General features: G+C 61.8%; 24 protein-coding genes and 1 tRNA gene. 3 read left to right on the top strand and 22 right to left on the bottom strand.

What is annotated here, in order from left to right; genetic code table 11:
- Positions 1-3: 3 nt before the first annotated feature.
- Positions 4-2,169, top strand: a complete 2,166-nt coding sequence (locus AC1RKJ_RS00915) for a TonB-dependent receptor family protein (RefSeq protein WP_492789033.1) — start codon at positions 4-6, stop codon at positions 2,167-2,169.
- Between the two features lie 459 nt (positions 2,170-2,628).
- Here AC1RKJ_RS00915 and AC1RKJ_RS00910 read toward each other — a convergent pair whose 3' ends face one another.
- The 22 genes from AC1RKJ_RS00910 to AC1RKJ_RS00805 all read right to left on the bottom strand — a co-directional run bounded on the left by AC1RKJ_RS00910 (position 2,629) and on the right by AC1RKJ_RS00805 (position 23,099).
- Entirely contained in the window at positions 2,629-2,904 is a 276-nt protein-coding gene (locus tag AC1RKJ_RS00910) for a DUF1467 family protein (protein WP_492789032.1), read from the bottom strand.
- 36 nt (positions 2,905-2,940) lie between these two features.
- Positions 2,941-3,345 carry a methylmalonyl-CoA epimerase gene (gene mce, locus AC1RKJ_RS00905; protein ID WP_492789031.1) on the bottom strand — a complete coding sequence of 135 codons (405 nt, stop codon included), beginning with the start codon at positions 3,343-3,345 and terminating at the stop codon, positions 2,941-2,943.
- 31 nt (positions 3,346-3,376) lie between these two features.
- On the bottom strand, positions 3,377-5,047 hold the full coding sequence (locus tag AC1RKJ_RS00900) for a ribonuclease J (protein WP_492789030.1): 1,671 nt from the start codon (positions 5,045-5,047) through the stop codon (positions 3,377-3,379).
- Positions 5,047-5,856 carry a biotin--[acetyl-CoA-carboxylase] ligase gene (locus AC1RKJ_RS00895; protein WP_492789029.1) on the bottom strand — a complete coding sequence of 270 codons (810 nt, stop codon included), beginning with the start codon at positions 5,854-5,856 and terminating at the stop codon, positions 5,047-5,049. Before AC1RKJ_RS00895 ends, AC1RKJ_RS00900 begins: the two co-directional genes overlap by 1 nt.
- Positions 5,856-7,283 carry an NADH-quinone oxidoreductase subunit NuoN gene (gene nuoN / locus AC1RKJ_RS00890; RefSeq protein WP_492792611.1) on the bottom strand — a complete coding sequence of 476 codons (1,428 nt, stop codon included), beginning with the start codon at positions 7,281-7,283 and terminating at the stop codon, positions 5,856-5,858. Before nuoN ends, AC1RKJ_RS00895 begins: the two co-directional genes overlap by 1 nt.
- Positions 7,284-7,297: 14 nt before the next feature.
- Entirely contained in the window at positions 7,298-8,818 is a 1,521-nt protein-coding gene (locus tag AC1RKJ_RS00885) for an NADH-quinone oxidoreductase subunit M (RefSeq protein WP_492789028.1), read from the bottom strand.
- The gene (nuoL, locus tag AC1RKJ_RS00880) at positions 8,818-10,905 is read right to left on the bottom strand and encodes an NADH-quinone oxidoreductase subunit L (RefSeq protein ID WP_492789027.1); all 2,088 of its coding nucleotides are present in this window, start codon (positions 10,903-10,905) and stop codon (positions 8,818-8,820) included. Before nuoL ends, AC1RKJ_RS00885 begins: the two co-directional genes overlap by 1 nt.
- A 7-nt stretch (positions 10,906-10,912) precedes the next feature.
- Positions 10,913-11,221, bottom strand: a complete 309-nt coding sequence (nuoK, locus tag AC1RKJ_RS00875; RefSeq protein ID WP_492789026.1) for an NADH-quinone oxidoreductase subunit NuoK — start codon at positions 11,219-11,221, stop codon at positions 10,913-10,915.
- Positions 11,218-11,856, bottom strand: coding sequence for an NADH-quinone oxidoreductase subunit J (locus tag AC1RKJ_RS00870; RefSeq protein ID WP_492789025.1), 639 nt, complete (start codon positions 11,854-11,856; stop codon positions 11,218-11,220). Before AC1RKJ_RS00870 ends, nuoK begins: the two co-directional genes overlap by 4 nt.
- Before the next feature lie 9 nt (positions 11,857-11,865).
- A complete protein-coding gene (gene nuoI / locus AC1RKJ_RS00865; protein ID WP_002711590.1) occupies positions 11,866-12,354 on the bottom strand; it encodes an NADH-quinone oxidoreductase subunit NuoI in 489 nt (162 codons plus the stop codon).
- Positions 12,355-12,373: 19 nt separating this feature from the next.
- Entirely contained in the window at positions 12,374-13,414 is a 1,041-nt protein-coding gene (gene nuoH, locus AC1RKJ_RS00860; RefSeq protein WP_492789024.1) for an NADH-quinone oxidoreductase subunit NuoH, read from the bottom strand.
- A 10-nt stretch (positions 13,415-13,424) separates the two neighbouring features.
- Complete coding sequence (gene nuoG, locus AC1RKJ_RS00855; RefSeq protein ID WP_492789023.1) at positions 13,425-15,500, bottom strand: NADH-quinone oxidoreductase subunit NuoG; 2,076 nt, start codon at positions 15,498-15,500, stop codon at positions 13,425-13,427.
- Positions 15,501-15,505: 5 nt separating this feature from the next.
- A complete protein-coding gene (gene nuoF, locus AC1RKJ_RS00850) occupies positions 15,506-16,831 on the bottom strand; it encodes an NADH-quinone oxidoreductase subunit NuoF (protein ID WP_492789022.1) in 1,326 nt (441 codons plus the stop codon).
- 10 nt (positions 16,832-16,841) lie between these two features.
- On the bottom strand, positions 16,842-17,009 hold the full coding sequence (locus AC1RKJ_RS00845) for a hypothetical protein (protein WP_492789021.1): 168 nt from the start codon (positions 17,007-17,009) through the stop codon (positions 16,842-16,844).
- A gap of 8 nt (positions 17,010-17,017) precedes the next feature.
- Entirely contained in the window at positions 17,018-17,662 is a 645-nt protein-coding gene (gene nuoE / locus AC1RKJ_RS00840) for an NADH-quinone oxidoreductase subunit NuoE (protein WP_492789020.1), read from the bottom strand.
- Positions 17,663-17,714: 52 nt separating this feature from the next.
- Complete coding sequence (locus AC1RKJ_RS00835) at positions 17,715-18,683, bottom strand: FkbM family methyltransferase (protein WP_492789019.1); 969 nt, start codon at positions 18,681-18,683, stop codon at positions 17,715-17,717.
- Positions 18,683-19,888 carry an NADH-quinone oxidoreductase subunit D gene (locus AC1RKJ_RS00830; RefSeq protein ID WP_492789018.1) on the bottom strand — a complete coding sequence of 402 codons (1,206 nt, stop codon included), beginning with the start codon at positions 19,886-19,888 and terminating at the stop codon, positions 18,683-18,685. Before AC1RKJ_RS00830 ends, AC1RKJ_RS00835 begins: the two co-directional genes overlap by 1 nt.
- The gene (locus tag AC1RKJ_RS00825) at positions 19,888-20,538 is read right to left on the bottom strand and encodes an NADH-quinone oxidoreductase subunit C (RefSeq protein ID WP_492789017.1); all 651 of its coding nucleotides are present in this window, start codon (positions 20,536-20,538) and stop codon (positions 19,888-19,890) included. The genes AC1RKJ_RS00830 and AC1RKJ_RS00825 overlap by 1 nt, the downstream gene beginning before the upstream one ends.
- 6 nt (positions 20,539-20,544) lie before the next feature.
- Complete coding sequence (locus AC1RKJ_RS00820; RefSeq protein WP_492789016.1) at positions 20,545-21,144, bottom strand: NuoB/complex I 20 kDa subunit family protein; 600 nt, start codon at positions 21,142-21,144, stop codon at positions 20,545-20,547.
- Positions 21,135-21,500 carry an NADH-quinone oxidoreductase subunit A gene (locus tag AC1RKJ_RS00815; protein WP_019196894.1) on the bottom strand — a complete coding sequence of 122 codons (366 nt, stop codon included), beginning with the start codon at positions 21,498-21,500 and terminating at the stop codon, positions 21,135-21,137. Before AC1RKJ_RS00815 ends, AC1RKJ_RS00820 begins: the two co-directional genes overlap by 10 nt.
- 250 nt (positions 21,501-21,750) lie before the next feature.
- Positions 21,751-22,842, bottom strand: coding sequence for a tartrate dehydrogenase (locus tag AC1RKJ_RS00810; RefSeq protein ID WP_492789015.1), 1,092 nt, complete (start codon positions 22,840-22,842; stop codon positions 21,751-21,753).
- Between the two features lie 180 nt (positions 22,843-23,022).
- A tRNA-Asp gene (locus AC1RKJ_RS00805) sits at positions 23,023-23,099 on the bottom strand.
- Positions 23,100-23,318: 219 nt separating this feature from the next.
- On the opposite strand from AC1RKJ_RS00805, the gene AC1RKJ_RS00800 reads away from it, so the two are divergent.
- Together AC1RKJ_RS00800 and pepT are read left to right on the top strand one after the other, a co-directional pair.
- Positions 23,319-23,618, top strand: a complete 300-nt coding sequence (locus tag AC1RKJ_RS00800; RefSeq protein ID WP_235100422.1) for an HU family DNA-binding protein — start codon at positions 23,319-23,321, stop codon at positions 23,616-23,618.
- Positions 23,619-23,742: 124 nt separating this feature from the next.
- On the top strand, positions 23,743-24,987 hold the full coding sequence (gene pepT, locus AC1RKJ_RS00795) for a peptidase T (RefSeq protein WP_492789014.1): 1,245 nt from the start codon (positions 23,743-23,745) through the stop codon (positions 24,985-24,987).
- The last annotated feature ends 1 nt before the right edge of the window (position 24,988 follow it).

Raw genomic sequence — 24,988 nt, 5'->3', positions numbered from 1 at the left:
TCCATGTTTTCCGTATCCCTACGGGCGCACAGCATTCTGCTGGCGTCCGCATCCATCGCAGCCGTGATGACTGCCGCGCAATCTCATGCGCAGACCGCGCCGCAAACGCTTCCGACGGTGAACGTCGAAGCCGAGAGACAGGCTCGTCCCGTCACAGATCGAGGAGCACGCCCGACCAATCCTCAACCCGCTGCGGCTTCGACCACACCGGCCGCATCGGGTCCTGCGACGCCCGGACCGCTGGGCGTGAAGACCGCCGAACAGGCGCGTCAGGAGATTCAGCAGACACCCGGCGGAGTCGCGGTCGTGTCAGCGCAGGAGTACCGGAACAACTCCGTCGCCAGCACGATCAAGGATGTTCTGGGATATGTCCCCGGCGTATTCGCACAGCCGAAATGGGGCGACGACACCCGCCTTTCGATTCGCGGATCGAGCCTGTCGCGCAATTTCCATTTGCGCGGCGTGCAGCTCTATATGGACGGCATTCCGATCAACACGTCCGACGGCTACGGCGATTTCCAGGAGATCGACCCGACCGCTTACAAGTATGTCGAGGTCTTCAAGGGCGCGAATGCCCTGCGGTTCGGCGCGAATTCGCTCGGCGGCGCGATCAATTTCGTGACGCCGACCGGCCGCGATGCCGGCGTCAACAGCGCGGGCATCGACATGGGCGCGTTCGGCTATCGCCGCTTTCAGGGCAGCGTCGGCGGCGCCAACGGCCCATGGGATGCGTTCTTCACGGCGTCGAACCAGAGCGCCGAGGGCTTCCGCGATCACAGTTCCGGCCACAGCACCCGCGCCAGCGGCAACATCGGCTATCAGTTCTCGCCGGACTTCGAGACGCGCTTCTACATCAACGCCAACGACATACGGCAACGCATCCCGGGCTCAGTGACCAAAACCTCGGCTTTGACTTCGCCCGAGACAGCCGCTCCCGGAAACCTCACCGGCGACCAGCAGCGCAACATCGACAGCGTGCGCCTCGCCAACAAGACCACAATCCGGTTCGACGCCACCACGGTCGAGTTCGGCGCGTTCGCGGTGGACCGCCACCTGATGCATCCGATCTTCCAGTGGCTCGATTACCAGTACAAAGACTACGGCGGCTTCGCCAAGGCGACCGACGAGCGGCTGATCGGCGGCTTCCGCAATCGCTTCATCGCCGGCGTGAATGTCGTCAACGGCACTATCGACAACCAGCAGTACGCGAACATCGGCGGCTATAAGGGCGCGTTGCTCTCGTCATCGGTCGACAAGTCGAAGAACACATCGGTCTACGTAGAGGATTCGTTTTACTTCCTGCCGAACGTCGCCGCGATCGGCGGCACCCAGTTCCTGTACGCCACGCGCGATCGCACGGCCCGGTTCGGCGCGACATCAAGCGGTTCGACGGAATTCAATCTATGGAGCCCGAAGGCCGGGTTGCTCTGGGACATCGACCCGACATGGCAAGCCTTCGCCAACATCTCGCGCAGCGCCGAGGTGCCGAGTTTTGGTGAAAGTTCGGCCGCGCCCGCGATCCCGTTTAATCTGATCCGGCCGCAGACGGCGACCACCTATGAGGTCGGCACACGTGGACGGCGTCCTGACCTGACCTGGGAGCTCACCGGCTACCGCGCCGAGATCAAGAACGAACTGCAATGCATGTATGGCGCGCCCGGTCAGTGCAACGTGGTCAATGCGGACCGCACGATTCATCAGGGGATCGAAGCGGGACTCGGCGTTGCGGTTTTCAAGAACATCTTCAGCAACATTCCCGGTGCGGACAAGGTGTGGGTCAACCTCGCCTACACCTACAACGACTTCCGCTTCGACAACGATGTGACCTTCGGCAACAACCAGCTTCCCGGCGCGCCGCGTCACTTCCTGCGCGCAGAGTTGCTCTACAAGCACACCAGCGGGTTCTACATCGGGCCGAACATCGAATGGGTGCCGCGGGCCTATTACGTCGACAACGCGAATACGTTCACGTCCGACGCCTACGCCATCTGGGGACTGAAGGCCGGTGTCGATGACGGCAAGTACGCGATCTATCTCGAGGCGCGCAACATCGCGAACACCGCCTACATCGCAAGCTCGAGCATCGCGCGCACGGCAAATGCCGCATCTCCGCTGTTCGAGCCCGGCACAGGGCGCGCGGTCTATGCCGGAATGCGCGTCAAATGGTAGTTCCGCACCTTCCTCGTCCAACCCTCAACCGGGTCTGGTACAAAATGCGAAAATCGCCGGTTTTCAGCATGGTTTTGAGCTATTTGTGCAGTGCCGCAAAAGTAGACATTTAGTGCTGAAAAACGTGACAAGGCAGAATCCTTCGGCTACAAAATCCCGTCAGCGCGATGCGGCTAATCGTCGTATTCCGCTGGTGGTCCAAGTCTCGGGAGGAGCCCCTGGCGCGCACAAGCAGCGTCGCCCCGTTCAATCAAGGATAAATCCAAATTTATCGGGGAAAATAGGGTCGACACGATTTTTGAGCAGGGCTTTGGCCCTGCTCTTTTTTCTTTGAGATGTGTTTCTGCGGATCAGTGTTCGCGCAATGCGCGTGGAAGATTCGCGAACGTGCGCTGCGAGCGACGAGCGCATTATACTGCATGTCGGCTAAAGCACCTCGGCGGCGCGCAGCATCCCGCGTTAGAGCGGAATGCCCATCAGCTTCGTCAAGCGCTCGATGTTGAAATAGCCCGCCTTGAAAGCCGCCATTCCGGCCGCGAAGATCACAGCCGAAATCACGGTGGTCCAGAGCAGCTTGCGCGCCATGCGCGGCACGCTCGGAGCACCGGGATCGGTGCCCGCGATCTCCTCACCGTTTTCCATCTGGCTGCGCACGCCGAACGGCAGGACCGCAAACAGCACGACCCACCACAGCACAAAGTAAATCGCGAACGCGGTTGAGATCGAATAGACCATCAGCGTCTCGAATCCGTTCGTTTCATTTTGCAGCCCTCAGGACTGTTCGATTTCGACGAGCGCACCGGAAAAATCCTTCGGATGCAGGAACAGCACCGGCTTGCCGTGCGCGCCGATCTTCGGATTGCCGTCGCCGAGCACCCGCGCACCTTCCGCGATCAGTTGATCCCGTGCCGCGATGATGTCCGGCACCTCGTAGCAGATATGGTGGATGCCGCCGTCGGCGTTCCGGTCGACGAACTTCGCGATCGGAGAATCCTTGCCCAGCGGCTGGATGAATTCGATCTTGGTATTGGGCAGCGTCGCGAACACCGTGATGACGCCATGCTCGGGCAGCGGCACCGCAGCCGAAATCTCGGCGCCGAACGCCGTGCCGTAGATCTTCGCGGCTTTCTCGGCATCCTTTACCGCGATCGCCACATGATTGAGCCTGCCCAGCATCACTCTCTCCACAACACAACAACCGGGGAAATCAAACCATCAGCACGTGAACATAGCAAAGCGTCTTCTTGCCCCACTGCTCGTTGATCTCGGCGCGCACGGCGCGGCGCACGGATTCGGCAATCGCGTCGGGATCGCGGCGCTTGCCGCGCGGCAGGCTCTCGACCGTAGACACGACAACGTCGAACACGTCGTCCTCGATCACCGCGCCTTCCTTATTCTTTTCCGGAATGCCGACCAGATCAACCTCGGGATCGTCGGCCAGCTCGCCCTTGTCGGTGACGGCGATAGCGACGAAGGCGCAGCCGGCGAACGCCAGCCGCCGCCGCTCGGTGACAGCGCGCGCCTTGTCCGTCTCCAGCAGGTTGCCGTCCTTGAAAATCCGCCCGTTCGGCAGTTCCTCGATGATCGCGGGATCGCCCGGCCCCAGCCGTACCAGATCGCCGTTCTTGCAGATCAGCACCTTCGGCACGCCACAGGCGCGCGCGAGCTTGGCGTGTTCCGACAGATGCAGCGCCTCGCCATGCACCGGGATCAGCAGTTGCGGACGCACCCACGAAATCATGTCGCGCAACTCGTCGCGCCGTGGGTGGCCCGACACGTGGACCATGTGCGTGCGGTCGGTGATGACCTCTACGCCCTGCGTCACGAGGCCGTTGATGATCGCGCCGACGGCTTTCTCGTTGCCGGGAATGGTGCGCGACGAGAAAATCACCGTGTCGCCCTTGTTGAGCGTGACCATCGGATGATCGTCATTGGCGATGCGCGCCAGCGCCGCGCGCGGTTCGCCCTGGCTGCCCGTGCACAGCGCCAGAACCTTGTCGGGCGGAAAATGTCCGTAGAGATCCATGCCGCGAAACGGCTGCACGCCGTCGAGATAACCCGTCTCGCGCGCGACCTGCACCACGCGCTCCATCGCGCGTCCGACCACAACCACCTCGCGGTCGGCGGCCTTCGCCGCATCGGCCACGGCGCGCAGCCGCGCCACGTTGGATGCGAAGGTCGTCACCGCCACGCGCCCGCGCGCGGCTTTCACGAGGTCGGTGATGTTCTTTGCGACTTCCTGCTCGGATGGCGAGCGGCCTTCGCGCACCGCATTGGTCGAATCGCCGACCAGCGCCAGCACGCCCTCATCGCCCAGCTCGCGCAGCCGTTTCTCGTCGGTCGGCTTGCCGATGATCGGCGTCGGATCGATCTTCCAATCGCCGGTATGCAGCACGGTGCCGACCGGCGTCTTGATCGCAAGCGCGTGGGATTCCGGAATCGAATGCGCGACGGGGACGAACTCGACGCTGAACGGGCCGATGTCGATCCGTCCGCCGGACGGCACGACCGTCACCGGAATCTTCGGCGGATTGCGCTCGCTGGCGCATTTGGCTTCGAACAACGAGGCGCTGAACTGGGTCGCGTAGATCGGACATTTCAGTTGCGGCCACAGGTCGATGATGGCGCCGAAATGATCCTCGTGGGCATGGGTCAGCACGAGACCCATCAGGTTTTTGCGCTCTTTCACCAGGAAGCGGATGTCCGGCATGATCACGTCGATGCCCGGCAGATGCTCCTCGTTGCCGAACGAGACGCCGAGATCGACCGCGAGCCAGCTTCGCTGGTGGCGATTGCCGAGGCCATAAATCGACAGGTTCATGCCGATCTCGCCGACGCCCCCGAGCGGCGCAAAAGTCAGTTCGTCAGGTCGCGACATCAGGCTGCTCCAGACGATTTAGCGGATCCAAAATGAACGTCACCGGCGGCGATCGGCGTGCGCTTGCCATCATGGCCCGCAACGATCAGGCAGCCGGTCTCGTCGATGGTTTCAAAGATACCCTCAACGCCGGCGCCACTCGATTGAATGGAGACAGCTTCGCCAAGTCCGGCGGCGCGCTCAAGCCATAAGCGGCGAATCTCGGGAAAGCCGCGGCCATCGTCCCAGATGCCACGAAACTCGGCCCAGGAATCCGACAGGGCCATGAACAGGTCATCGGCACTGACGGTGATGCCAAGCGCCGCAAGCGATGTCGCGGGATACGGCGTGCCCTCGGGCGCGGACACCACATTGGTTCCCATGCCGACAGCCACCGCGAGATCGCCGCCAATGGTTTCCGCTTCGAGCAATATCCCGGACAGCTTTTCGCCGCCGGCCAGAACGTCGTTCGGCCACTTCAGGAGAAACTTGCTGTTGGCGGCGCCGCCGGATCGCATTCGGTATTCCACGGTGATGGTCTGCAAAGCCGCTTCGAGGGCGAGCCCCGCGGCGAAGCCCAAAGTCGCAGCGACGGAGGGCTGGACATTGACGGTCTCGACGATGGTGGCTGCGAGATTGCCGCGCGGGGATACCCATGCGCGCTGGCGGCGTCCGCGTCCAGCGGTTTGCTGGTCCGTCACCAGCCACAACGGGCCGCGCTCGCCTGCCCGCGCCCGTTCCAGCGCCTCCGCGTTGGTCGAACCGATGCTGTCGAACGCTTCCACGCGATAGTTCTGGGCTCTGGCCCGTGGACCGAGCGCGAACGTCATTAAAACAGCGACTTCGCAGCCACCGAAGCTGCGCTCACCAGCGGCGCCGGATAGACGAAGAACAGGATGTTGAACGCGCCTGCCAGCGCCAGCACGAACCGGAGTTCGCCGCCCATCGGCTCCATCGCCTCTTTCGGCTCGTCGAAATACATCACCTTGATGATGGCGAGATAATAAAACGCGCCGACGACGCTGGTCACCACGCCGATCACCGCCAGCGTAAACAGGCCCGCCTTGATCGCCGCGAGAAACACGTAGAACTTCGCGAAGAAGCCCGCGAGCGGCGGAATGCCCGCCAGCGAAAACAGGAACATCGCAAAGAAGAACGCCAGCAGCGGATTGGTGCGCGAGAGTCCCGCAAAATCGCTGATTGTCTCGACAGCCTTGCCGTTGCGTTTCATGGCGATGATGATGGCGAAGGTGCCGAGCGTCATGGCGACATAGATCGCAATGTAGACCAGCACGCCCTGCGCGCCCTGCTCCGTTCCGGCGGCGAGTCCGACCAGCGCGAAACCCATGTGGCCGATGGACGAATACGCCATCAGGCGCTTGATGTTCTTCTGACCGATCGCGGCGAACGATCCCAGCGCCATCGAGGCGATGGAGACGAACACGATGATCTGCTGCCATTCCGGCACAATGCCCGGGAACGCGGTCAGCGCCACGCGCGTGAACACCGCAAGCGCCGCAACCTTCGGCGCGGACGCGAAGAACGCCGTGACCGGCGTCGGCGCGCCCTCGTAAACGTCCGGCGTCCACATATGGAACGGCACCGCGGAGACCTTGAAGCAAAGTCCCGCGAGCAGGAACACGAGTCCGAACAGCAGGCCGACATTGCCGCTTTTCGCTTCCGTCGCGATGCCCGCGAAGCTGACTGTGCCGGTGAAGCCATAAATCAGGGACGCGCCGTACAGCAGCATTCCCGACGACAGCGCGCCGAGCACAAAATACTTCAGGCCCGCCTCGGTCGACTTGGTGTCGTCGCGATGGCTCGCCGCCACGACATAGAGCGCAAGGCTCATCAGTTCGAGGCCGAGATAGAGCATGATGAGATCGCCAGCGGAGATCAGCACCATCATGCCGACGGTCGAGAGCATGATGAGAATGGCGTATTCGAAAATCCTGGCCTGCGTGGCAAGATAGCCCCGCGACAGGATCAACGCCGTGCCGGAGCCGATCAGCGACAGAACCTTAAGGAAGCGCGCGAAGTCGTCGACGATGAAGCTGCCGCCGAAAGTCGTGAGCTTGCCCGCGGGCAGCCAGAAGATGAGCGCGCCGGTCACAACAAACAGAGCGATAGCAAGCCCGGTGACAAGCTGCGTCGTCTGCGCGCCGCGAAACGCGCCCAGCATCAACAGCGCCATGGCGCCGGCGGCCAGCACCAGTTCCGGCAACACGGGGAGCAGCGAATATCCTGCGAAAGTCATCATCCCGATCCGGTTTACTGAACCAGCGCCGCCGCTTTCACGGCGGTGATGGCTGTGTTGTAATTATTGACAAGCTGCTGCACTGACGCCGCCGACATGTTGAGAACCGGCTGCGGGTACACGCCAAAGAGAATGGTGAGAAACACCAGCGGCAGGAGGATCACGGCCTCCCGCAGCGTCAGGTCCTTGATGCCCGCCAGCGACGGCTTGTCGAACACGCCGAACACCACCTTGCGGTACAGCCACAGCGCATAGGCCGCCGACAGGATGACGCCCAGCGTCGCGACGGTTGCGGTCGGAATGCTGACCTTGAAGGTGCCGAGCAGTGTCAGGAATTCGCCGACAAAGCCCGAGGTGCCCGGCAGGCCGACATTGGCCATGGTGAACACGAGGAACACAAAGGCATAGAGAGGCATCCGGTTCACGAGGCCGCCATAGGCGGCAATCTCGCGGGTATGCAGCCGGTCGTAGATGACGCCGACACAGAGGAACAGCGCGCCCGATACGATGCCGTGCGAGATCATCTGAAACACGCCGCCGGCGACGCCCTGCGTGGTGCCCGCGAAAATTCCCATGGTGACGAAACCCATGTGGGCGACCGACGAGTAAGCGATCAGCTTCTTGATATCTTCCTGCATCAGCGCGACCAGCGACGTATAAACAATCGCGATCGCCGACAGCGTGAAGATCAGCGGCGCGAAGTCATGCGACGCCAGCGGGAACATCGGCAGCGAGAAGCGCAGGAAGCCGTAGCCGCCCATCTTCAGCAGGATCGCCGCCAGCACCACGGAGCCCGCGGTAGGCGCTTCGACGTGCGCGTCCGGCAACCAGGTATGGACCGGCCACATCGGCATCTTGACCGCGAACGACGCGAAAAACGCGAGCCACACCCATGTCTGCATGTTGCGCGGCACGGCGGTATGCATCAGCGTCGGAATGTCGGTGGTCCCGGCGTTCAGATACAGCGCCATGATGGCGAGCAGCATCAGCACCGAACCGAGCAGCGTGTAGAGGAAGAACTTGAAGCTGGCATAGACCCGGCGCGGGCCGCCCCACACGCCGATGATCAGGAACATCGGAATGAGGCCACCCTCGAAGAACAGGTAGAACAGCACGAGGTCGAGCGCGGAGAACGTGCCAACCATCAGCGTCTCAAGAAATAGAAACGCCATCATGTATTCGCGCACGCGCAGCGTGACCGACTTCCAGCTCGCGAGAATGCAGAACGGCATCAGCGCGGTGGTCAGGATCACGAACGGCAGCGAAATGCCGTCGACGCCCATATGGTAGCCGATGCCATTGGCAAGCCAGGTCGTCTTTTCAACGAACTGGAAGTCCGGCTGCGATGCATCGAACCGCATCACCAGAATGAGCGACACCGCGAAGGTGACCAGCGTCGTCCACAATGCGATCCAGCGCGCGTTCCTGCGCGCGGCTTCATCGTCGCCGCGGCTGAGATAAATCAGGATCGCGCCGACCACCGGCAGGAAGGTGACGACCGAAAGAATGGGCCAGGTCATGACTGAACTCGTCATCAATGGCCCCCAAGACCGAACATGAACCAGGTGATGAGGCCGGCCACGCCGATCAGCATCGCAAAGGCATAGTGATAAAGGTAGCCGCTCTGCAATTTCATCGCGCCCCGCGTCACATCGAGCACGCGCGCCGAAATGCCGTCCGGCCCGAAGCCGTCGATGACAAAGCCATCGCCCTTCTTCCACAGGAAGCGCCCGAGCCATTTCGTGGGACGCACGAAGATGAAGTCATAGAGCTCGTCGAAGTACCACTTGTTGAGCAGGAACCGATACATGCCCGGATGCTGGTTAGCGAGTTCGACCGGCAGATAGGGCTTGCGGATGTAGAACACATACGAGACGAAGAAACCGACCACCATCATCACTGTCGGCAGATACGCAATCGCCGCCGGAATGTGATGCATCTCCTCCAGAATCTTCGGATGGTTCTTCAGCGACTCCCGGAAGAACTCCTCGACGCCATGCCCTGCGAACAATTCCTTGAACGGGAAGCCTGCCAGGATCGACCCGACCGCAAGCACGCCGAGCGGAACCAGCATCGTGTACGGGCTCTCATGGGCCGCATCGTAATGCTTCTGGTCGTGCGGCTCGCCGTGAAACGTCTTGAAGATCAGACGCCATGAATAGAACGAGGTAAGACCCGCCGCGATGACCGTGCAGAGGAAGCCGTACAGCGCAAACGGATTATGCGCGACAAAAGCGGATTCGATGATCGCATCCTTGGAGAAATAACCCGCTGTCAGCGGGAAGCCGGTCAGCGCCAGCGTGCCGATCACCATGGTGATGTAGGTGAACGGAATCTTGTCCTTCAGGCCGCCCATGTTGCGGATGTCCTGCTCGTGATGCATCGCGACGATCACCGAACCGGAGCCCAGGAACAGCAGCGCCTTGAAGAAGGCATGGGTGAACAGGTGGAATATGCCGACCGAGTAAGCGCCCGCGCCCATCGCCACGAACATGTAGCCGAGCTGCGAACAGGTCGAATAAGCAACGATGCGCTTGATGTCGTTCTGCACGAGACCGACGGTGGCGGCGAAGAACGCAGTCGTCGCGCCAATCAGCATCACGAAGGCTTGCGCGTTCGGCGCAAGCTCGAACAGCGGCGACAGGCGCGCCACCATGAACACGCCGGCGGTGACCATGGTCGCGGCGTGGATCAGCGCGGACACCGGCGTCGGGCCTTCCATGGCGTCCGGCAACCAGGTGTGCAGCAGGAATTGCGCGGACTTGCCCATAGCGCCCATGAACAGCAGCAGGCAGGTCAGCGTGAGTGCGTCGACATCCCAGCGGAAGAAGTGAATGGTCTTGCCGGTCAGGCCCGGAGCAGCGGCGAAGATGGTGTCGAAGTCGGTCGACCCCACCAGCATGAAGACAGCGAAGATGCCGAGCGCGAAGCCGAAGTCGCCGACGCGGTTGACGACGAAGGCCTTGATGGCGGCCGCGTTCGCCGTCGGCTTCTGGAACCAGAACCCGATCAGCAGGTAGCTCGCAAGACCGACGCCTTCCCAGCCGAAGAACAGCTGCACGAGGTTATCGGCGGTCACCAGCATCAGCATCGCGAAGGTGAACAGCGACAGATACGACATGAACCGCGGACGGTTCGGGTCTTCGTGCATGTAGCCGATCGAATACAGATGCACGAGCGACGACACCGACGTGACAACCACCAGCATGACGGCGGTCAGCGTATCGACCCGCAGCGCCCAGTTCACGACGAGGTCGCCGGAGCCGATCCAGGTGAACAGTTGCACGCGCGCGTCATGATGCAGGAAACCGACATCGACCAGCGTCATCCATGACAGCGCCGCGGAGATCAGCAGCAGCGCCGTGGTGACGACTTCCGCCGCGCGCGAACCGGCAGCCGGCGGTTCGACCGGGCCGTGATCGTCATGCGCATGATCGCCGTGGCCATGATCGTCATGGGCAACGTGCGCGTGAGCCGTGTCGTGCCCATGATCGCCGTGCACGTGACCATGCGCATGATCCATCTCGTCGCCGCTCGGATTGCGCGCGTGTGCGCCATAGAGCGCCACCGCGCCCGCGATGAGCGCGCCGATCAGCGGCAGGAAAACAATAGCTTGGATCATCGCCCCGTCAGCCCTTCATCAGATTGATGTCCTCGACCGCAATCGATCCCCGATTGCGGAAGAACACCACCAGCACGGCAAGCCCGATCGCGGCTTCCGCCGCCGCAACCGTCAGCACCAGCAGCGCGAACACCTGCCCCACGATGTCGTTGAGGAACGACGAGAACGCGACAAGATTGATGTTCACCGCAAGCAGAATGAGCTCGATCGACATCAGGATGACGATGACATTCTTCCGGTTGAGGAAGATGCCGAGAATGCCGACCGTGAACAGGATGGCGGCGACGGCGAGATAATGACCGAGACCTATCGTCATTTCACCCACTCCCCGGAATCCGCGTCCTGCAAGCCCTGCCCCGCGGCGACCTTGCGCACGGCCATGGCCGCCTCCGGAGTGCGCGCATTCTGCACATTGATATCCTGACGCTTGACGCTCGGCTTGTGCCGCAGCGTCAGCACGATGGCGCCGATCATCGCGACCAGCAGCACCAGACCAGACAACTGGAAGTAAGGCAGATATTTCGTGTAGAGCACGAGGCCGAGCGCCTCGGTGTTGCTGATGCCGCCCGGAATCGGCGAGGTGATCGCTTTCGAGATCGCAGGATTCATGATCCAGCCGCCGGCCACCAGCAGGAGTTCGGCGAGGAACACCGCGCCGATCAGCAGGCCGAACGGCAGATATTCGATGAAGCCCTGACGCAACTCCGCAAAATCCACGTCAAGCATCATGATGACGAACAGGAACAGCACCGCGACCGCACCGACGTAAACGACGATCAGGATCATCGCGAGGAATTCCGCGCCGAGCAGCATGAACAGACCCGCCGCGTTCACGAACGCGAGGATCAGGAACAGCACCGAGTGCACGGGATTGCGCGACGTCACGACCATGATCGCGGACGCCACGCAGACGCCGGCGAACAAATAAAAGAAGAGCGCGGGACCGATCATACCTTCACCTCACCGGTACGGCGCATCGAGTTCGATATTCTTCGCAATCTCGCGCTCCCAGCGGTCGCCGTTGGCGAGCAGCCTCGCCTTGTCATAATAAAGTTCTTCGCGCGTTTCGGTCGCGAATTCAAAGTTCGGCCCCTCGACGATGGCGTCCACCGGACAGGCTTCCTGGCAAAGACCGCAATAGATGCACTTCACCATGTCGATGTCGTAGCGCACGGTGCGGCGCGTGCCGTCGTTGCGGCGCGGACCGGCCTCGATGGTGATGGCCTGCGCCGGGCAGATCGCCTCGCACAGCTTGCAGGCGATGCAGCGCTCTTCGCCGTTCGGATAACGGCGCAGCGCATGTTCGCCACGGAAGCGCGGCGAGATCGGCCCCTTCTCGAACGGATAGTTCAGCGTCGGCTTCGGCTTGAAGAAGTAACGCATGGCGAGAACGAACGCCGAGACGAACTCTTTCAGCAGAAGCGAATTGGCTGTGCTTGCTATGCCCATGAATCTGTACCTCTCGACCTCATTTCGGTGCAAGCCCCGCGAATTGCAGAACACCGGCGACGATGACGACCATCGCTAGCGAGATTGGCAGAAAGACCTTCCAGCCCAGCCGCATCAACTGATCGTAGCGGTAGCGCGGCACGATCGCCTTCGCCATGGCGATCAGGAAGAACATGAAGAACAGCTTCAGAACGAACCAGATCACGCCCGGCACCCAGGTGAACGGGGCGAACGGAATTGGCGACAGCCAGCCGCCGAGGAACAGGATCGTCGCCAGCGCGCACATCGTGCAGATGGCGACATACTCGCCGAGCATGAACAGCAGATACGGCGTCGAGCCGTATTCGGTCATGAAGCCTGCGACCAGTTCCGATTCCGCCTCGACCAGATCGAACGGCGGACGGTTGGTTTCCGCGAGCGCCGAGACGTAGAAGATCACGAACATCGGGAACAGCGGCAGCCAGTACCAGCCGAGGATGCCGTATTTCGTATCCTGCGCCGCGACCACGGCGGTGAGATTCAGCGAGCCGACGCACAGCAAGACCGTAATGATAACGAAGCCGATGGAGACTTCGTAGGACACCATCTGGGCTGCCGAACGAAGCGCCGCGAGGAACGGGTACTTCGAGTTCGACGACCAGCCGGCCATGATGATGCCGTAGATCGACAGCGACGAAATCGCGAAGATGTAGAGGATGCCGACGTTGATGTCCGCGATCACCCAGTTGAGGTTGACCGGGATTACCGCCCACGCCGCCAGCGCCAGCACGCACGAGACCAGCGGCGCCAGCAGGAACACGCCCTTGTTCGCGCCGTCCGGGATCGTCGGCTCCTTCAGCACGAACTTCAGGAGGTCCGCGAAGGATTGCAGCAGACCCCACGGTCCGACCACGTTGGGGCCGCGCCGGATCTGGACCGCGGCCCAGATCTTGCGGTCGGCGAGCAGGATGTAGGCGATCGCGACCAGCAGCAGCACGAGCATCAAAAGGCTCTGCGCGACCATGATGATCAGCGGCCAGAGAAAGCCCGTCCACAACTCGCTTGAGAAGAATTCGGTCATCGGATCACATTCACTCCGCTGCCGTCAGGATTTGCCCCGAGGCGAGCTTTGAACACTCGGCCATCACGGCGGACGCCCGCGCAATCGGGTTGGTCAGGTAGAAGTCCTCGACCGGGCTCTTGAACGCGCCCTTCTCGACCGAACCGCCGCGCGCCGCAAGCGTCTTCACGCCTGCCGCATCGCCGGCCTCGATCTGGTCAATCCGCATCAGATGCGGCACGGCCTTGAAGATCGCCTGACGTAACGCGCCCAGCGAATCGTAAGGCAGCTTCTTGCCCAGCGCATCCGACAGCGCACGGATAATCGCCCAGTCCTCGCGCGCGTCACCCGGAGGGAACGCGGCGCGATTGGCCATCTGTACCCGGCCTTCAGTGTTGACGTAGATGCCGGCCTTCTCGGTATAGGCGGCACCGGGCAGGATGACGTCGGCGCGATGCGCGCCCTTGTCACCATGCGTGCCGATGTAAACCACGAAGGTTCCGTCCGCCGGCTTGACATCGTCGGCACCGAGCGAGAACAGCACGTCGAGGGTGCCGAAGGTGGTCATCTGCGCGGTGTTCAAGCTGCCCGGGCTCGGCGCGAAACCGATGTCGAGCGCGCCGACACGCGAGGCCGCGTTGTGAAGCACGGCAAATCCGTTCCAGCCGTCCTTGAGCGCGCCGAAATCCACGGCGAGCTTCGCCGCCAGCGCCAGCACAGCCGCGCCGTCGTGACGCGCAGCAGCGCCCGCGCCTACCAGCACGATCGGATTCTTCGCACCCTTCAGCACGTCCGCGAAGGAATGCTTGCCCGCGGCAAGATCGCCAAGCGTATCGGTGCCCGCGCCAAGATGCTCGTAACCGTAGGTCAGATCGGCCTTGTCGCCGATCACGCCGATCTTCAGCGCGCCGGTGCGCCAGCGCTTGCGGATGCGCGCATTGAGCACGGACGCTTCCTTGCGCGGATTGGAGCCGACGATCAGCAATGCATCCGCCTGCTCGATGCCGGCGATGGTGGGATTGAAGATGTACGACGCGCGGCCCGCCTTCGGATCGAAGGCGCCGCCGTCCTGGGTCGCGAGATTGTTCGAGCCGAGCTTTGTCAGCAATTCCTTGAGCGCGAACATTTCCTCGACAGCAGCAAGATCGCCGGCAACCGCGCCGATGCGCTTGCCGTCGGAACGCGCCACCGCCGCGGCAATCCTCCCGAATGCCTCGGTCCAGGTCGCAGGGCGCAGCTTGCCATCTTCCCGCACATACGGCCGGTCGAGACGCTGCGTGCGCAGTCCATCGACGATGTGGCGTGTCTTGTCGGAAATCCATTCCTCGTTCACGTTCTCATTGATGCGCGGCAGAATGCGCATCACTTCGCGGCCACGCGTATCGACACGGATCGCGGAACCGACAGCATCCATCACGTCGATGGACTGGGTCTTGCCCAGTTCCCAAGGACGCGCGGCGAACGCATACGGCTTCGAGGTCAATGCGCCGACCGGGCAAATGTCGACGAGATTGCCCTGCAACTCGGACGTCAGCGCGCTCTCGAGATAAGTCGTGATTTCGACGTCCTCGCCGCGGCCGGTGAGGCCCATTTCCGGCACGCCGCAGACTTCCGTGGTGAAACGGACGCAGCGCGTGCACTGGATGCAGCGGTTCATCGAGGTCTTCACCAGCGCGCCGATGTACTTGTCTTCGACCGCGCGCTTGTTCTCGGCGAAACGCGACGTATCCACGCCGTAGCCCATCGCCTGATCCTGCAAGTCGCACTCGCCGCCCTGATCGCAGATCGGGCAATCCAGCGGATGGTTGATCAGCAGGAATTCCATCACGCCTTCGCGCGCCTTCTTCACCATCGGCGAACGCGTCGAGACGGACGGCAACTCGCCCTTCGGACCCGGACGGCAGTCGCGCACGCCCCAGGCGCAGCTTGCAACCGGCTTCGGTGAACCCGCGACCTCAACGAGGCACATGCGGCAGTTGCCGGCGATGGAGAGACGCTCGTGATAGCAGAAGCGCGGAATTTCCGCGCCCGCCATCTCGCACGCCTGCAACAGCGTGTACTCGCCCGGAACGTCGATCTCTTTGCCGTCGATGAGAATCTTGGTCATCGCCACTACTCCGCCGCGACCATGTTGACGGGATCGAGAATTCCGATGTCGTCGATCGTCGATTTGCGCGTGAAATCATCGATGCGCCGCTCGATCTCCGGACGGAAGGCGCGGATCAAACCCTGGATCGGCCATGCCGCCGCGTCGCCGAGCGCGCAGATGGTGTGGCCTTCGACCTGCTTGGTAACTTCCAGCAGCATGTCGATCTCGCGCTTGTGGGCGCGGCCCTCGACCATGCGCGACAGCACGCGCCACATCCAGCCGGTGCCTTCGCGGCACGGCGTACACTGGCCGCAGCTCTCGTGCTTGAAGAAATAGGAAATGCGCGCGATGGCCGCGACCACATCGGTGGACTTGTCCATCACGATCACGCCGGCCGTGCCGAAGCTCGATTTCACGGCGCGGGTGCCGTCGAAATCCATGATCAGATCCTGGCAATCCGCCGCCGGGATCAGCGGACACGACGCGCCGCCGGGAATGATCGCCAGCAGATTGTCCCAGCCGCCGCGAATGCCGCCGCCGTGCTTTTCCATCAGTTCCCGGAACGGGATGCTCATGGCGTCTTCGACGACGCAAGGCGTGTTGACGTGGCCGGAGATGCCGTAAAGTTTGGTGCCGACATTGTTCGGGCGGCCGATGGCGGCAAACCATGCCGCACCCCGGCGCAAAATATCCGGCGCGACCGCGATCGACTCGACGTTATTTACCGTGGTCGGGCAGCCATAGAGGCCAACATTGGCCGGGAACGGCGGCTTCAGGCGCGGCTGGCCCTTCTTGCCTTCGAGGCTTTCGAGCAGTGCGGTTTCCTCGCCGCAGATGTAAGCGCCCGCGCCGTGGTGAACGTAAAGGTCGAACGGGAAGCCGTGGACGTTGTCCTTGCCGATCAGCTTGGCTTCATAGGCCTGATCGATCGCGGCTTGCAGATGCTCGCGCTCGCGGATGAATTCGCCGCGCACATAGATGTAGCCGACATGCGCGCCCATCGCGCAACCGGCGATCAGGCAGCCTTCGATCAAGAGATGCGGATCGTGCCGCATGATCTCGCGATCCTTGCAGGTGCCGGGCTCGGACTCGTCGGCGTTGACCACGAGATAGCTCGGCCGGCCGTCGGCATTGTCCTTCGGCATGAACGACCACTTCATGCCGGTCGGGAATCCCGCCCCGCCGCGCCCGCGCAGACCCGACGCCTTCATCTCGGCGACGATCCAGTCGCGGCCCTTGTCGAGAATGGCCTTGGTGCCATCCCATGCGCCGCGCGCGCGCGCGCCTTTCAGGCCCCAGTCCTCGAGGCCGTAGAGATTGCGGAAGATGCGGTCCTTGTCGTCGAGCATTGTCGCTACCTTAAGACCCTGAACGCTTGGATTGCTGATAGGCGAGCCCCGCAGCCATCGCGCCGAACCCGATGGCCCAGAACACAGCCGACTGAAGCTCGGTTTTCAGAATGTAGAAATTCAGAAAGAAGATGAATGCCGCGGCGCAGACCGCGTGGAACGCAATGTTGCGAAGCATCGGACCCCTCATGACTTGTCGCCTTTCGGAGGTTTTTTCGCGGTGGCGCCGGACTGGAGCGAGGTGAGACCGCTGACGGGCGCTGCGAACTGGCGCTCGATCTGCGGGCCGGGCTTCGGCGGATTGCCGGTTTCGAATCCATCGAGAACGCGGTTGAGACTATCTGCCGTCAGGTCCTCGTAGGTGTCCTTCCAGATCATCACCATGGGCGCATTCACACAGGCGCCCAGGCACTCGACCTCTTCCCAACTGAAATTGCCGTCGGCCGAGACATGGAACGGATCGTGATGAATGCGATGCTTGCAGACCTCGATCAGATCCTTCGAACCACGCAACATGCAGGGCGTCGTTCCGCAAACCTGAACGTGCGCTTTCTTGCCGACCGGCTCGAGCTGGAACATCGTGTAGAAGGTCGCGATTTCCAGCACGCGGATGTGGGGCATATCGAGCAGATCGGCGACTGCACGGATCGCAACTTCCGACACCCAGCCGTCGTGCTGTTCCTGCACGCGCCACAGGACCGGAATCACCGCGGATGCCTGACGGCCCGGAGGATATTTCTCGATCTGCGCTTTCGCCCACGCCAAATTCTCCGCGCTGAACGCGAAGCTGGTGGGCTGCTTGTCTTTCGGGGCCAAACGGCGGACGGCCATCGTTTAGTTCTTTCGATTTATCATTGCGCCAGCTCTCTCATCGAGTCACCTCTCAAAGAGTCATGGCGCGGCGTGCGTTGCCTGAATTCAAACCGTAGATGCGCTCTTCCCAGAACGCGCTCGACGTCGCGAAAACATTGTATCCGATGTGGGACAGCGTCTTGATCCGGTCGAGGATCGCAAGATCCTTCACCTCTTCGAACTTGTCGGCCACCGGATCATGAATGATCGCCTTCATCGGCGTCTCGTCCACAATGTAGCGGGTCACTGCGTGCGTCGGATCGTTGCCGTGCTCTTCGCAAATGAAAACGGTATCGGTCTGCGCAAGCCGCGCACCACCTTTCATCGCTTCGATCTCAACGCCTTCGACATCAAGCTTGATAAGATATTTGCCCGTTGCAGGTATCCTGCCGTCCTCGATCAGGTTGTCGAGCGCGAGCACCGACACAGTCTCGCCCTTTTCGTCAGCCCCGCCGGCGATGCTGAACGCTTCATGGCGATTGCCGGACAGCGTCGCCGTACCGCGCGAGGAGCCGATCGCAGCGTGGATTGGATAGAAGCGGCTGCTGTTGATCTTCGCATTATGCGCAAGGCGCGGAAAGTTGCGCGAAGATGGCTCGATAGCGATGGATTTGTGAGAACCGAAGCGCTTGCTGGAAACCATGACGGACCAGTAACCGTAGTTCGCTCCGCAATCGACAAATGTGTAATCGATATCCCTGGAGTCGAGCAGCAGCATCTCGAGTTCTTCCTCGTAGAGGAAGGTCCGGTTCAGCAGCTTGCTCCAGTAGCCGTCACCGTAGGGAAACGAGAAGGCGGCGTCCGGATTGAGCATCACGTTGATGTCACGCGCTGGCAACAGCTTCTTCAGGGTATTGGCCGCCGTGTTGTAACCGCGATGATAGATATGCGCGCCGACCTTTGACCCCGCGAGCAACGCGAAGCCGATCGTGCGCTCCCATGCGGTTGCGCCGGTCATCACGCCGGTGTTGCGATCAAAAATAATCGGCGGCTGCGTCATCAGCGGTCCACCTCGCCGAACACGATGTCAAGCGAGCCCAGAATGGCCGACACGTCTGCCAGCAGATGACCCTTGCAGATGAAATCCATCGCCTGAAGATGCGCAAAGCCCGGCGCACGGATCTTGCACTTGTAGGGCTTGTTGGTGCCGTCGGCGACGAGGAACACGCCGAACTCGCCCTTGGGCGCTTCCACCGCAGCATAGACTTCGCCCGCGGGAACGCGAACGCCTTCGGTGTAAAGCTTGAAGTGATGGATCAGCGCTTCCATCGAGCGCTTCATCTCGCCGCGCTTGGGCGGCACGATCTTGTTGTCCTCGACCGAGACCGGTCCCTGCCCGTCCGGCGCGCGCAGCTTCTCGATGCACTGCTTCATGATGCGCACCGACTGGCGCATTTCTTCCATGCGGATGCAGTAGCGGTCGTAGCAGTCGCCGTTCTTGCCGATCGGAATATCGAAATCCATCTCGGCGTAGCATTCGTAGGGCTGCGACTTGCGCAGGTCCCATGCAGCACCGGAGCCGCGCACCATGACGCCGGAGAAGCCCCACTCCCACGCCTGCTCCAGCGTCACCACGCCGATATCGACGTTACGCTGCTTGAAGATGCGGTTGCCGGTGAGAAGCGTTTCGAGGTCCGCGACCACCTGAAGGAACGGATCGCACCAGTTATAGATATCGTCGATCAGCTTGGTCGGCAGATCCTGATGTACGCCGCCAAGGCGGAAGAACGCCGCGTGCATCCGCGACCCCGATGCGCGCTCATAGAACACCATCAGCTTTTCGCGTTCCTCGAAGCCCCACAGCGGCGGCGTCAGCGCACCGACGTCCATCGCCTGCGTGGTGACGTTGAGAAGATGCGACAGGATGCGGCCGATTTCGCTGTACAGAACGCGGATCAGCTGGCCGCGGCGCGGCACGGTGATGCCCAGCAGCTTCTCAGCGGCGAGGCAGAACGCATGCTCCTGATTCATCGGCGCGACGTAATCGAGCCGGTCGAAATACGGGATCGCCTGCAGATAGGTCTTCTGCTCGATCAGCTTCTCGGTGCCGCGATGAAGCAGCCCAATGTGCGGATCGACGCGCTCGACGACTTCGCCGTCAAGCTCCAGCACCAGACGCAGCACGCCGTGCGCCGCCGGATGCTGCGGTCCGAAATTGATCGTGAAGTTACGCATGCCCGGGGCTTCGCCGATAACTTCGCTCATCAGGCACCTGCCTTTGCAGGCGCAGCACCGGGCGCCGGCGGCACATCGCCGCTTTTCTTCTCGTCACCCGGCAGCGCGTAGTCCGCACCTTCCCACGGCGAGAGAAAATCGAACTTGCGGAATTCCTGGTTGAGCCGCACCGGCTCGTACACCACACGCTTTTCCTGATCGTCGTAACGAACCTCGACGAAACCCGTCAGCGGAAAATCCTTGCGCAGCGGATGGCCGTCGAAGCCGTAGTCGGTCAGCAGCCGGCGCATGTCGGGATGGCCGGTGAAAATCACGCCATAGAGATCGTAGGTCTCGCGCTCGAACCAGTCGCAGCCCGGAAACACTGTGATGATCGACGGCACCTGCGTGGACTCACTCGCCTCGCCGCGCAAACGAACGCGCGTATTCAGCACCGGCGACAGGAAATGATAGATCACGTCGAATCGGTTTTCGCGGCCGGGGTAATCCACCGCCGTGGCGTCGGTGAAATTCACGAAGCGGAAACGCGGATCATCGCGCAGCACGCGGACGATCTCGACGATTTTCTGAATATCAACCGCGATCGTGAGCTGGTTGAACGCAACCGCGTATCCCAGCGCCGCGCCCGGAAGCGCGGCAACGATCGTCTCACCCAGTGCGTTGAGTCGCGCGTCGTCCATGTGCGATTACCGTTCAATCGTTCCCGTGCGCCGGATCTTCTTCTGCAACAGCAGAACGCCGTAGAGCAGCGCTTCCGCCGTCGGAGGACAGCCGGGAACATAAATATCGACGGGCACGATGCGGTCGCAGCCGCGCACCACCGAATAGGAATAGTGATAGTAGCCGCCGCCGTTGGCGCAGGATCCCATCGAGATCACGTAGCGCGGCTCCGGCATCTGGTCGTAAACCTTGCGGAGCGCAGGCGCCATCTTGTTGGTCAGCGTGCCGGCGACGATCATCACGTCGGACTGCCGCGGCGATGCACGCGGCGCGAAGCCGAAGCGCTCGACGTCGTAACGCGGCATCGACACCTGCATCATCTCCACCGCGCAGCACGCCAGACCGAACGTCATCCACATCAGCGAGCCGGTGCGCGCCCAGGTGATCAGGTCATCGGTCGCGGCGACGAAGAAGCCCTTGTCGGACAGTTCGTTGTTCACTTCGAGAAAATACTTGTCGTCCGCGCCGACCGGCAGGCCGGTGCGCGGATCGAGAATCCCCGTCGCCGCCTGCGAGACCGCCGGCTGCATGATCGGAGAAGCCGTCGCGGTGGGGCTCAATCCCATTCGAGCGCTCCCTTTTTCCACTCATAGGCGAAGCCGATGGTCAGCACGCCGAGAAACACCATCATCGACCAGAACCCGGCGAGGCCGAGCTTGCCGAACGCCACCGCCCACGGAAACAGGAAGGCGACTTCAAGATCGAAGATGATGAAAAGAATGGCGACCAGATAAAACCGGACATCGAACTTCATGCGCGCATCGTCGAATGCATTGAAACCGCATTCATAGGCCGAAAGCTTTTCCGGATCGGGCTGCTGATACGCAACGATGAAGGGCGCAACCAGGAGCGCAAGACCGATGACGGTCGCGACCCCGATGAACACAACAAGCGGCAGGTAGTTTTGCAGAATTCCGCCCATCGGCGACCCTCGTGCTGCCCGATTTTGTCTCGCGGATTCGCGAAACATTGGAATGGTTCGAAAGGGATAGCGCAGCGCAACAGGGAGGGCAAGACAAGCTGTTTTGAAGCCTGAATCGCCACCTGGAACGCGCGCCGGGAACGAATTTCCGGTGCCGATGGGCCTTGCCGATGGCCCTACGCGCGATGCCTATGGCAGATGCAGGGAACAACGACATCTGCGACCTTCGTCGCAGTCCGTTGCTGCCCCGTCACGACAAAAGACGCGCGATTTCCTTGCCGCACGCCACCGTATCGGCCTGCCCGCCGAGGTCCCGCGTTCGCAGCTTTTCGTTGGCCAGAACGGTCTCGATGGCCGTCACAATCGCCTGCCCCGCTTCCGGCTCGCCGAGATGATCCAGCATCATCGCCGCCGACCAGATCTGCCCCACGGGATTGGCGATCCCTTTCCCGGCGATATCCGGCGCGGAGCCATGGACCGGCTCGAACAGCGACGGAAACTTGCGTTCCGGGTTGAGGCTGCCGGATGGCGCGATGCCGATGGTGCCGGTGCAGGCCGGGCCGAGATCGGACAGGATATCCCCGAATAAATTCGATCCCACGACCACATCGAACCAGTCCGGATGCAGCACGAAGTTCGCGGCCAGAATATCAATATGATACTTGTCCCACTTCACGCCCGGATAGGCCTTGGCCATTTCTTCGACCCGCTCGTCCCAGTAAGGCATCGTGATCGAGATACCGTTCGATTTGGTCGCGGATGTCAGGTGCTTTTTCGGGCGGCTCTGGGCCAGCTCAAACGCGAATTTCAGAATGCGGTCGACGCCGGTGCGCGACATGACGCTTTCCTGAATCACCACCTCGCGGTCGGTGTTCGGAAACATGCGTCCGCCGATGGACGAATATTCGCCTTCGGTGTTCTCGCGCACGACGAAAAAGTCGATGTCGCCGGGCTTCCGGCCGGCCAGCGGGGACTTCACGCCGGGCATCAGGCGCACGGGCCGCAGGTTGACGTACTGGTCGAATTCCCGGCGAAACTGGATCAGCGAGCCCCACAGCGAAATATGGTCCGGCAGAATCGCTGGCATGCCGACCGCGCCGAAGAAGATCGCATCGTGGCTGCCGATCTGGGTCTTCCAGTCGTCCGGCATCATCTTGCCGTGCTTCTGGTAGTAGTCGCAGGACGCGAAATCGAAGTTGTCGAGTTTCAGTTCAAAATTGAACTTCTTGGCTGCCGCTTCCAGCACGCGCAGGCCTTCCGGCACCACTTCCTTGCCGATGCCGTCCCCGGGAATCACGGCCAGCCTGTAGGTTCTGTTGGTCCCGGTTCTGCTGGTCGGCATCGTCACGTTCCTTGCCTGTGGAATGGGGTTTCTTGGCGCCCGGTCGGACGCGCCATAGCCATACAGGAGAGAGCGCGCGCGCCAAAACGCACAATCGCGATTGGCGGGGATGCAGAGCAGCGGGGATGGGCTTGCGGAGCCGAATAACGCCAGAAAATATGGGCTAAGTGCTTGATTTTGTGGCGCGAGAGACGGGGCTCGAACCCGCGACCTCCGGCGTGACAGGCCGGCGCTCTAACCAACTGAGCTACTCCCGCGTAGATCGAAGCGATCCGCACAGGAGGTGGGACTTAAAGGGGGCGACATGCCGAGTCAAGGTTGTTGCGAATCCCCTTATCTGACAGTGTCTTTTCCACTGTCGATGCAAATAAGGCACTGTTTACAGGCAAAACTCGTAGTCAGTTTGCTCCCGAATCAAATAAGCCCTGATGTATCGTTAGTTTTCGCAGAGCCACGTACCCTAGAGGAGGATCAATATGGCGAAGAAAGCAGCTACCCCTGCCACCGTGACCCTTAAGCACCTTGCCGCGGCGCTCGCCGAGGAGCACGAGTTGTCCAAGAAGACCGCCGAAGCCATCCTCGGCGATCTGGTCACCAAGATCACCAAGCACCTCAAGAAGGGCGAGCGTATCCGCATCGTCGGCCTCGGCATTCTCCAGGTTCGCAAGCGCGCCGCCCGCATGGGCCGTAACCCGGCGACCGGCGAAGCGATTCAGATCAAGGCGAGCAAGAAGGTTGCCTTCCGCGCCGCCAAGGAACTCAAGGAAGCCGTCTAACTTCGGCATTCCGTCTGGAATTAGCGCCATTCCGGCCCGCTTCGCGCGACGCCGGGATGGCGTTTTCTTTTGAGAGCAGCGCCCCTACATTCCGCAAGCCGCACTCAGGACGACGGAGCAACTGTTGGCTATCGCATTCACCCACACCGTTCTCGAACGCTTCCTGCGTTACGTCCGAATCGATACGCAGTCCGACGCCTCGTCTCCCACCTGCCCGTCCACCGAGAAACAGAAAGACCTCGGCCGCCTGCTCGCGCAGGAATTGCGCGATCTCGGGCTCAAGGACGCCCATCTCGACGAACACGGCTATGTCTACGCCACGCTGCCGGCGACGACGGACAAGACCGTTCCCGTCATCTGCTTCTGCTCGCACATGGACACCTCGCCGGACTGCACCGGCAAGGATGTAAAGCCGCAGATCGTCCGCAACTATCCCGGCGGCGACATCGTGCTGCCGGCGGATCCGAAGCAGATCATCCGCGCCGCCGAACATCCGGCGCTGGCCGAACAGATCGGCAATGACATCGTCACCACCGACGGCACCACCCTGCTCGGCGCCGACAACAAGGCGGGCCTTGCCGAGATCATGGATGCGGTCAAAATCCTGATCGCCAATCCGCAGATCAAGCACGGCCCGATCAAGATTCTCTTCACGCCGGACGAGGAAATCGGCCGCGGCGCGGACAAGGTCGATCTGAAGAAGCTCGGCGCCGACTTCGGCTACACCATCGACGGCGAAAGCGCGGGCCACCTCGAAGACGAGACATTCTCGGCGGACGGCGTAACCATCACGATTCAGGGCGTCAGCGCGCATCCCGGTTTCGCCAAGGGCAAGATGGAGCACGCAATCAAGATTGCGTCGCGGATCGTCGACCGGCTACCGAAAGATCTCGCACCCGAAACCACGGAAGGCCGCGAGGGCTTCCTGCATCCGGTCGGCCTTGAAGGCGGTCTCGACAGCGCGACGCTGTCGCTGATCGTGCGCGATTTTTCCGAACAGGGCCTGAAGGACAAGGAGACGCTGCTCGAAGACATCGTGCGTGGCGTGATGAAGGATTTCCCGCGCTCGACCTATACGCTTGCGATCAAGCAACAGTACCGCAACATGAAAGAGGTACTCGACCGCCATCCCGAGGTGGTGGAGTACGCGCTGGAAGCCATCGGCCGCGCGGGTCTTCAGCCGATCCTCAGCAGCATTCGCGGCGGCACCGACGGATCGCGGCTATCCTTCATGGGGCTGCCCTGCCCGAATATCTTCGCGGGCGAACATGCGTTCCACTCGCGCCTCGAATGGGTCAGCGTTCAGGACATGGAAGCGGCGGTGCGCACCATCGTGCATCTCGCGGCGATCTGGGAGGAACGGGCGTAGA

The sequence above is a fragment of the Afipia sp. GW822-FHT04G07 genome, assembly GCF_058800765.1.
This window is presented reverse-complemented; position numbering and strand designations above follow the sequence as displayed.

Coding starts and splice junctions, on each gene's coding strand:
- AC1RKJ_RS00915 (WP_492789033.1), top strand. CDS start 4: ATGTTTTCCGTATCCCTACGGGCGCACAGCATTCTGCTGGCGTCCGCA.
- AC1RKJ_RS00910 (WP_492789032.1), bottom strand. CDS start 2,904: ATGGTCTATTCGATCTCAACCGCGTTCGCGATTTACTTTGTGCTGTGG.
- mce (WP_492789031.1), bottom strand. CDS start 3,345: ATGCTGGGCAGGCTCAATCATGTGGCGATCGCGGTAAAGGATGCCGAG.
- AC1RKJ_RS00900 (WP_492789030.1), bottom strand. CDS start 5,047: ATGTCGCGACCTGACGAACTGACTTTTGCGCCGCTCGGGGGCGTCGGC.
- AC1RKJ_RS00895 (WP_492789029.1), bottom strand. CDS start 5,856: ATGACGTTCGCGCTCGGTCCACGGGCCAGAGCCCAGAACTATCGCGTG.
- nuoN (WP_492792611.1), bottom strand. CDS start 7,283: ATGACTTTCGCAGGATATTCGCTGCTCCCCGTGTTGCCGGAACTGGTG.
- AC1RKJ_RS00885 (WP_492789028.1), bottom strand. CDS start 8,818: ATGACGAGTTCAGTCATGACCTGGCCCATTCTTTCGGTCGTCACCTTC.
- nuoL (WP_492789027.1), bottom strand. CDS start 10,905: ATGATCCAAGCTATTGTTTTCCTGCCGCTGATCGGCGCGCTCATCGCG.
- nuoK (WP_492789026.1), bottom strand. CDS start 11,221: ATGACGATAGGTCTCGGTCATTATCTCGCCGTCGCCGCCATCCTGTTC.
- AC1RKJ_RS00870 (WP_492789025.1), bottom strand. CDS start 11,856: ATGATCGGTCCCGCGCTCTTCTTTTATTTGTTCGCCGGCGTCTGCGTG.
- nuoI (WP_002711590.1), bottom strand. CDS start 12,354: ATGGGCATAGCAAGCACAGCCAATTCGCTTCTGCTGAAAGAGTTCGTC.
- nuoH (WP_492789024.1), bottom strand. CDS start 13,414: ATGACCGAATTCTTCTCAAGCGAGTTGTGGACGGGCTTTCTCTGGCCG.
- nuoG (WP_492789023.1), bottom strand. CDS start 15,500: ATGACCAAGATTCTCATCGACGGCAAAGAGATCGACGTTCCGGGCGAG.
- nuoF (WP_492789022.1), bottom strand. CDS start 16,831: ATGCTCGACGACAAGGACCGCATCTTCCGCAATCTCTACGGCCTCGAG.
- AC1RKJ_RS00845 (WP_492789021.1), bottom strand. CDS start 17,009: ATGCTTCGCAACATTGCGTTCCACGCGGTCTGCGCCGCGGCATTCATC.
- nuoE (WP_492789020.1), bottom strand. CDS start 17,662: ATGGCCGTCCGCCGTTTGGCCCCGAAAGACAAGCAGCCCACCAGCTTC.
- AC1RKJ_RS00835 (WP_492789019.1), bottom strand. CDS start 18,683: ATGACGCAGCCGCCGATTATTTTTGATCGCAACACCGGCGTGATGACC.
- AC1RKJ_RS00830 (WP_492789018.1), bottom strand. CDS start 19,888: ATGAGCGAAGTTATCGGCGAAGCCCCGGGCATGCGTAACTTCACGATC.
- AC1RKJ_RS00825 (WP_492789017.1), bottom strand. CDS start 20,538: ATGGACGACGCGCGACTCAACGCACTGGGTGAGACGATCGTTGCCGCG.
- AC1RKJ_RS00820 (WP_492789016.1), bottom strand. CDS start 21,144: ATGGGATTGAGCCCCACCGCGACGGCTTCTCCGATCATGCAGCCGGCG.
- AC1RKJ_RS00815 (WP_019196894.1), bottom strand. CDS start 21,500: ATGGGCGGAATTCTGCAAAACTACCTGCCGCTTGTTGTGTTCATCGGG.
- AC1RKJ_RS00810 (WP_492789015.1), bottom strand. CDS start 22,842: ATGCCGACCAGCAGAACCGGGACCAACAGAACCTACAGGCTGGCCGTG.
- AC1RKJ_RS00800 (WP_235100422.1), top strand. CDS start 23,319: ATGGCGAAGAAAGCAGCTACCCCTGCCACCGTGACCCTTAAGCACCTT.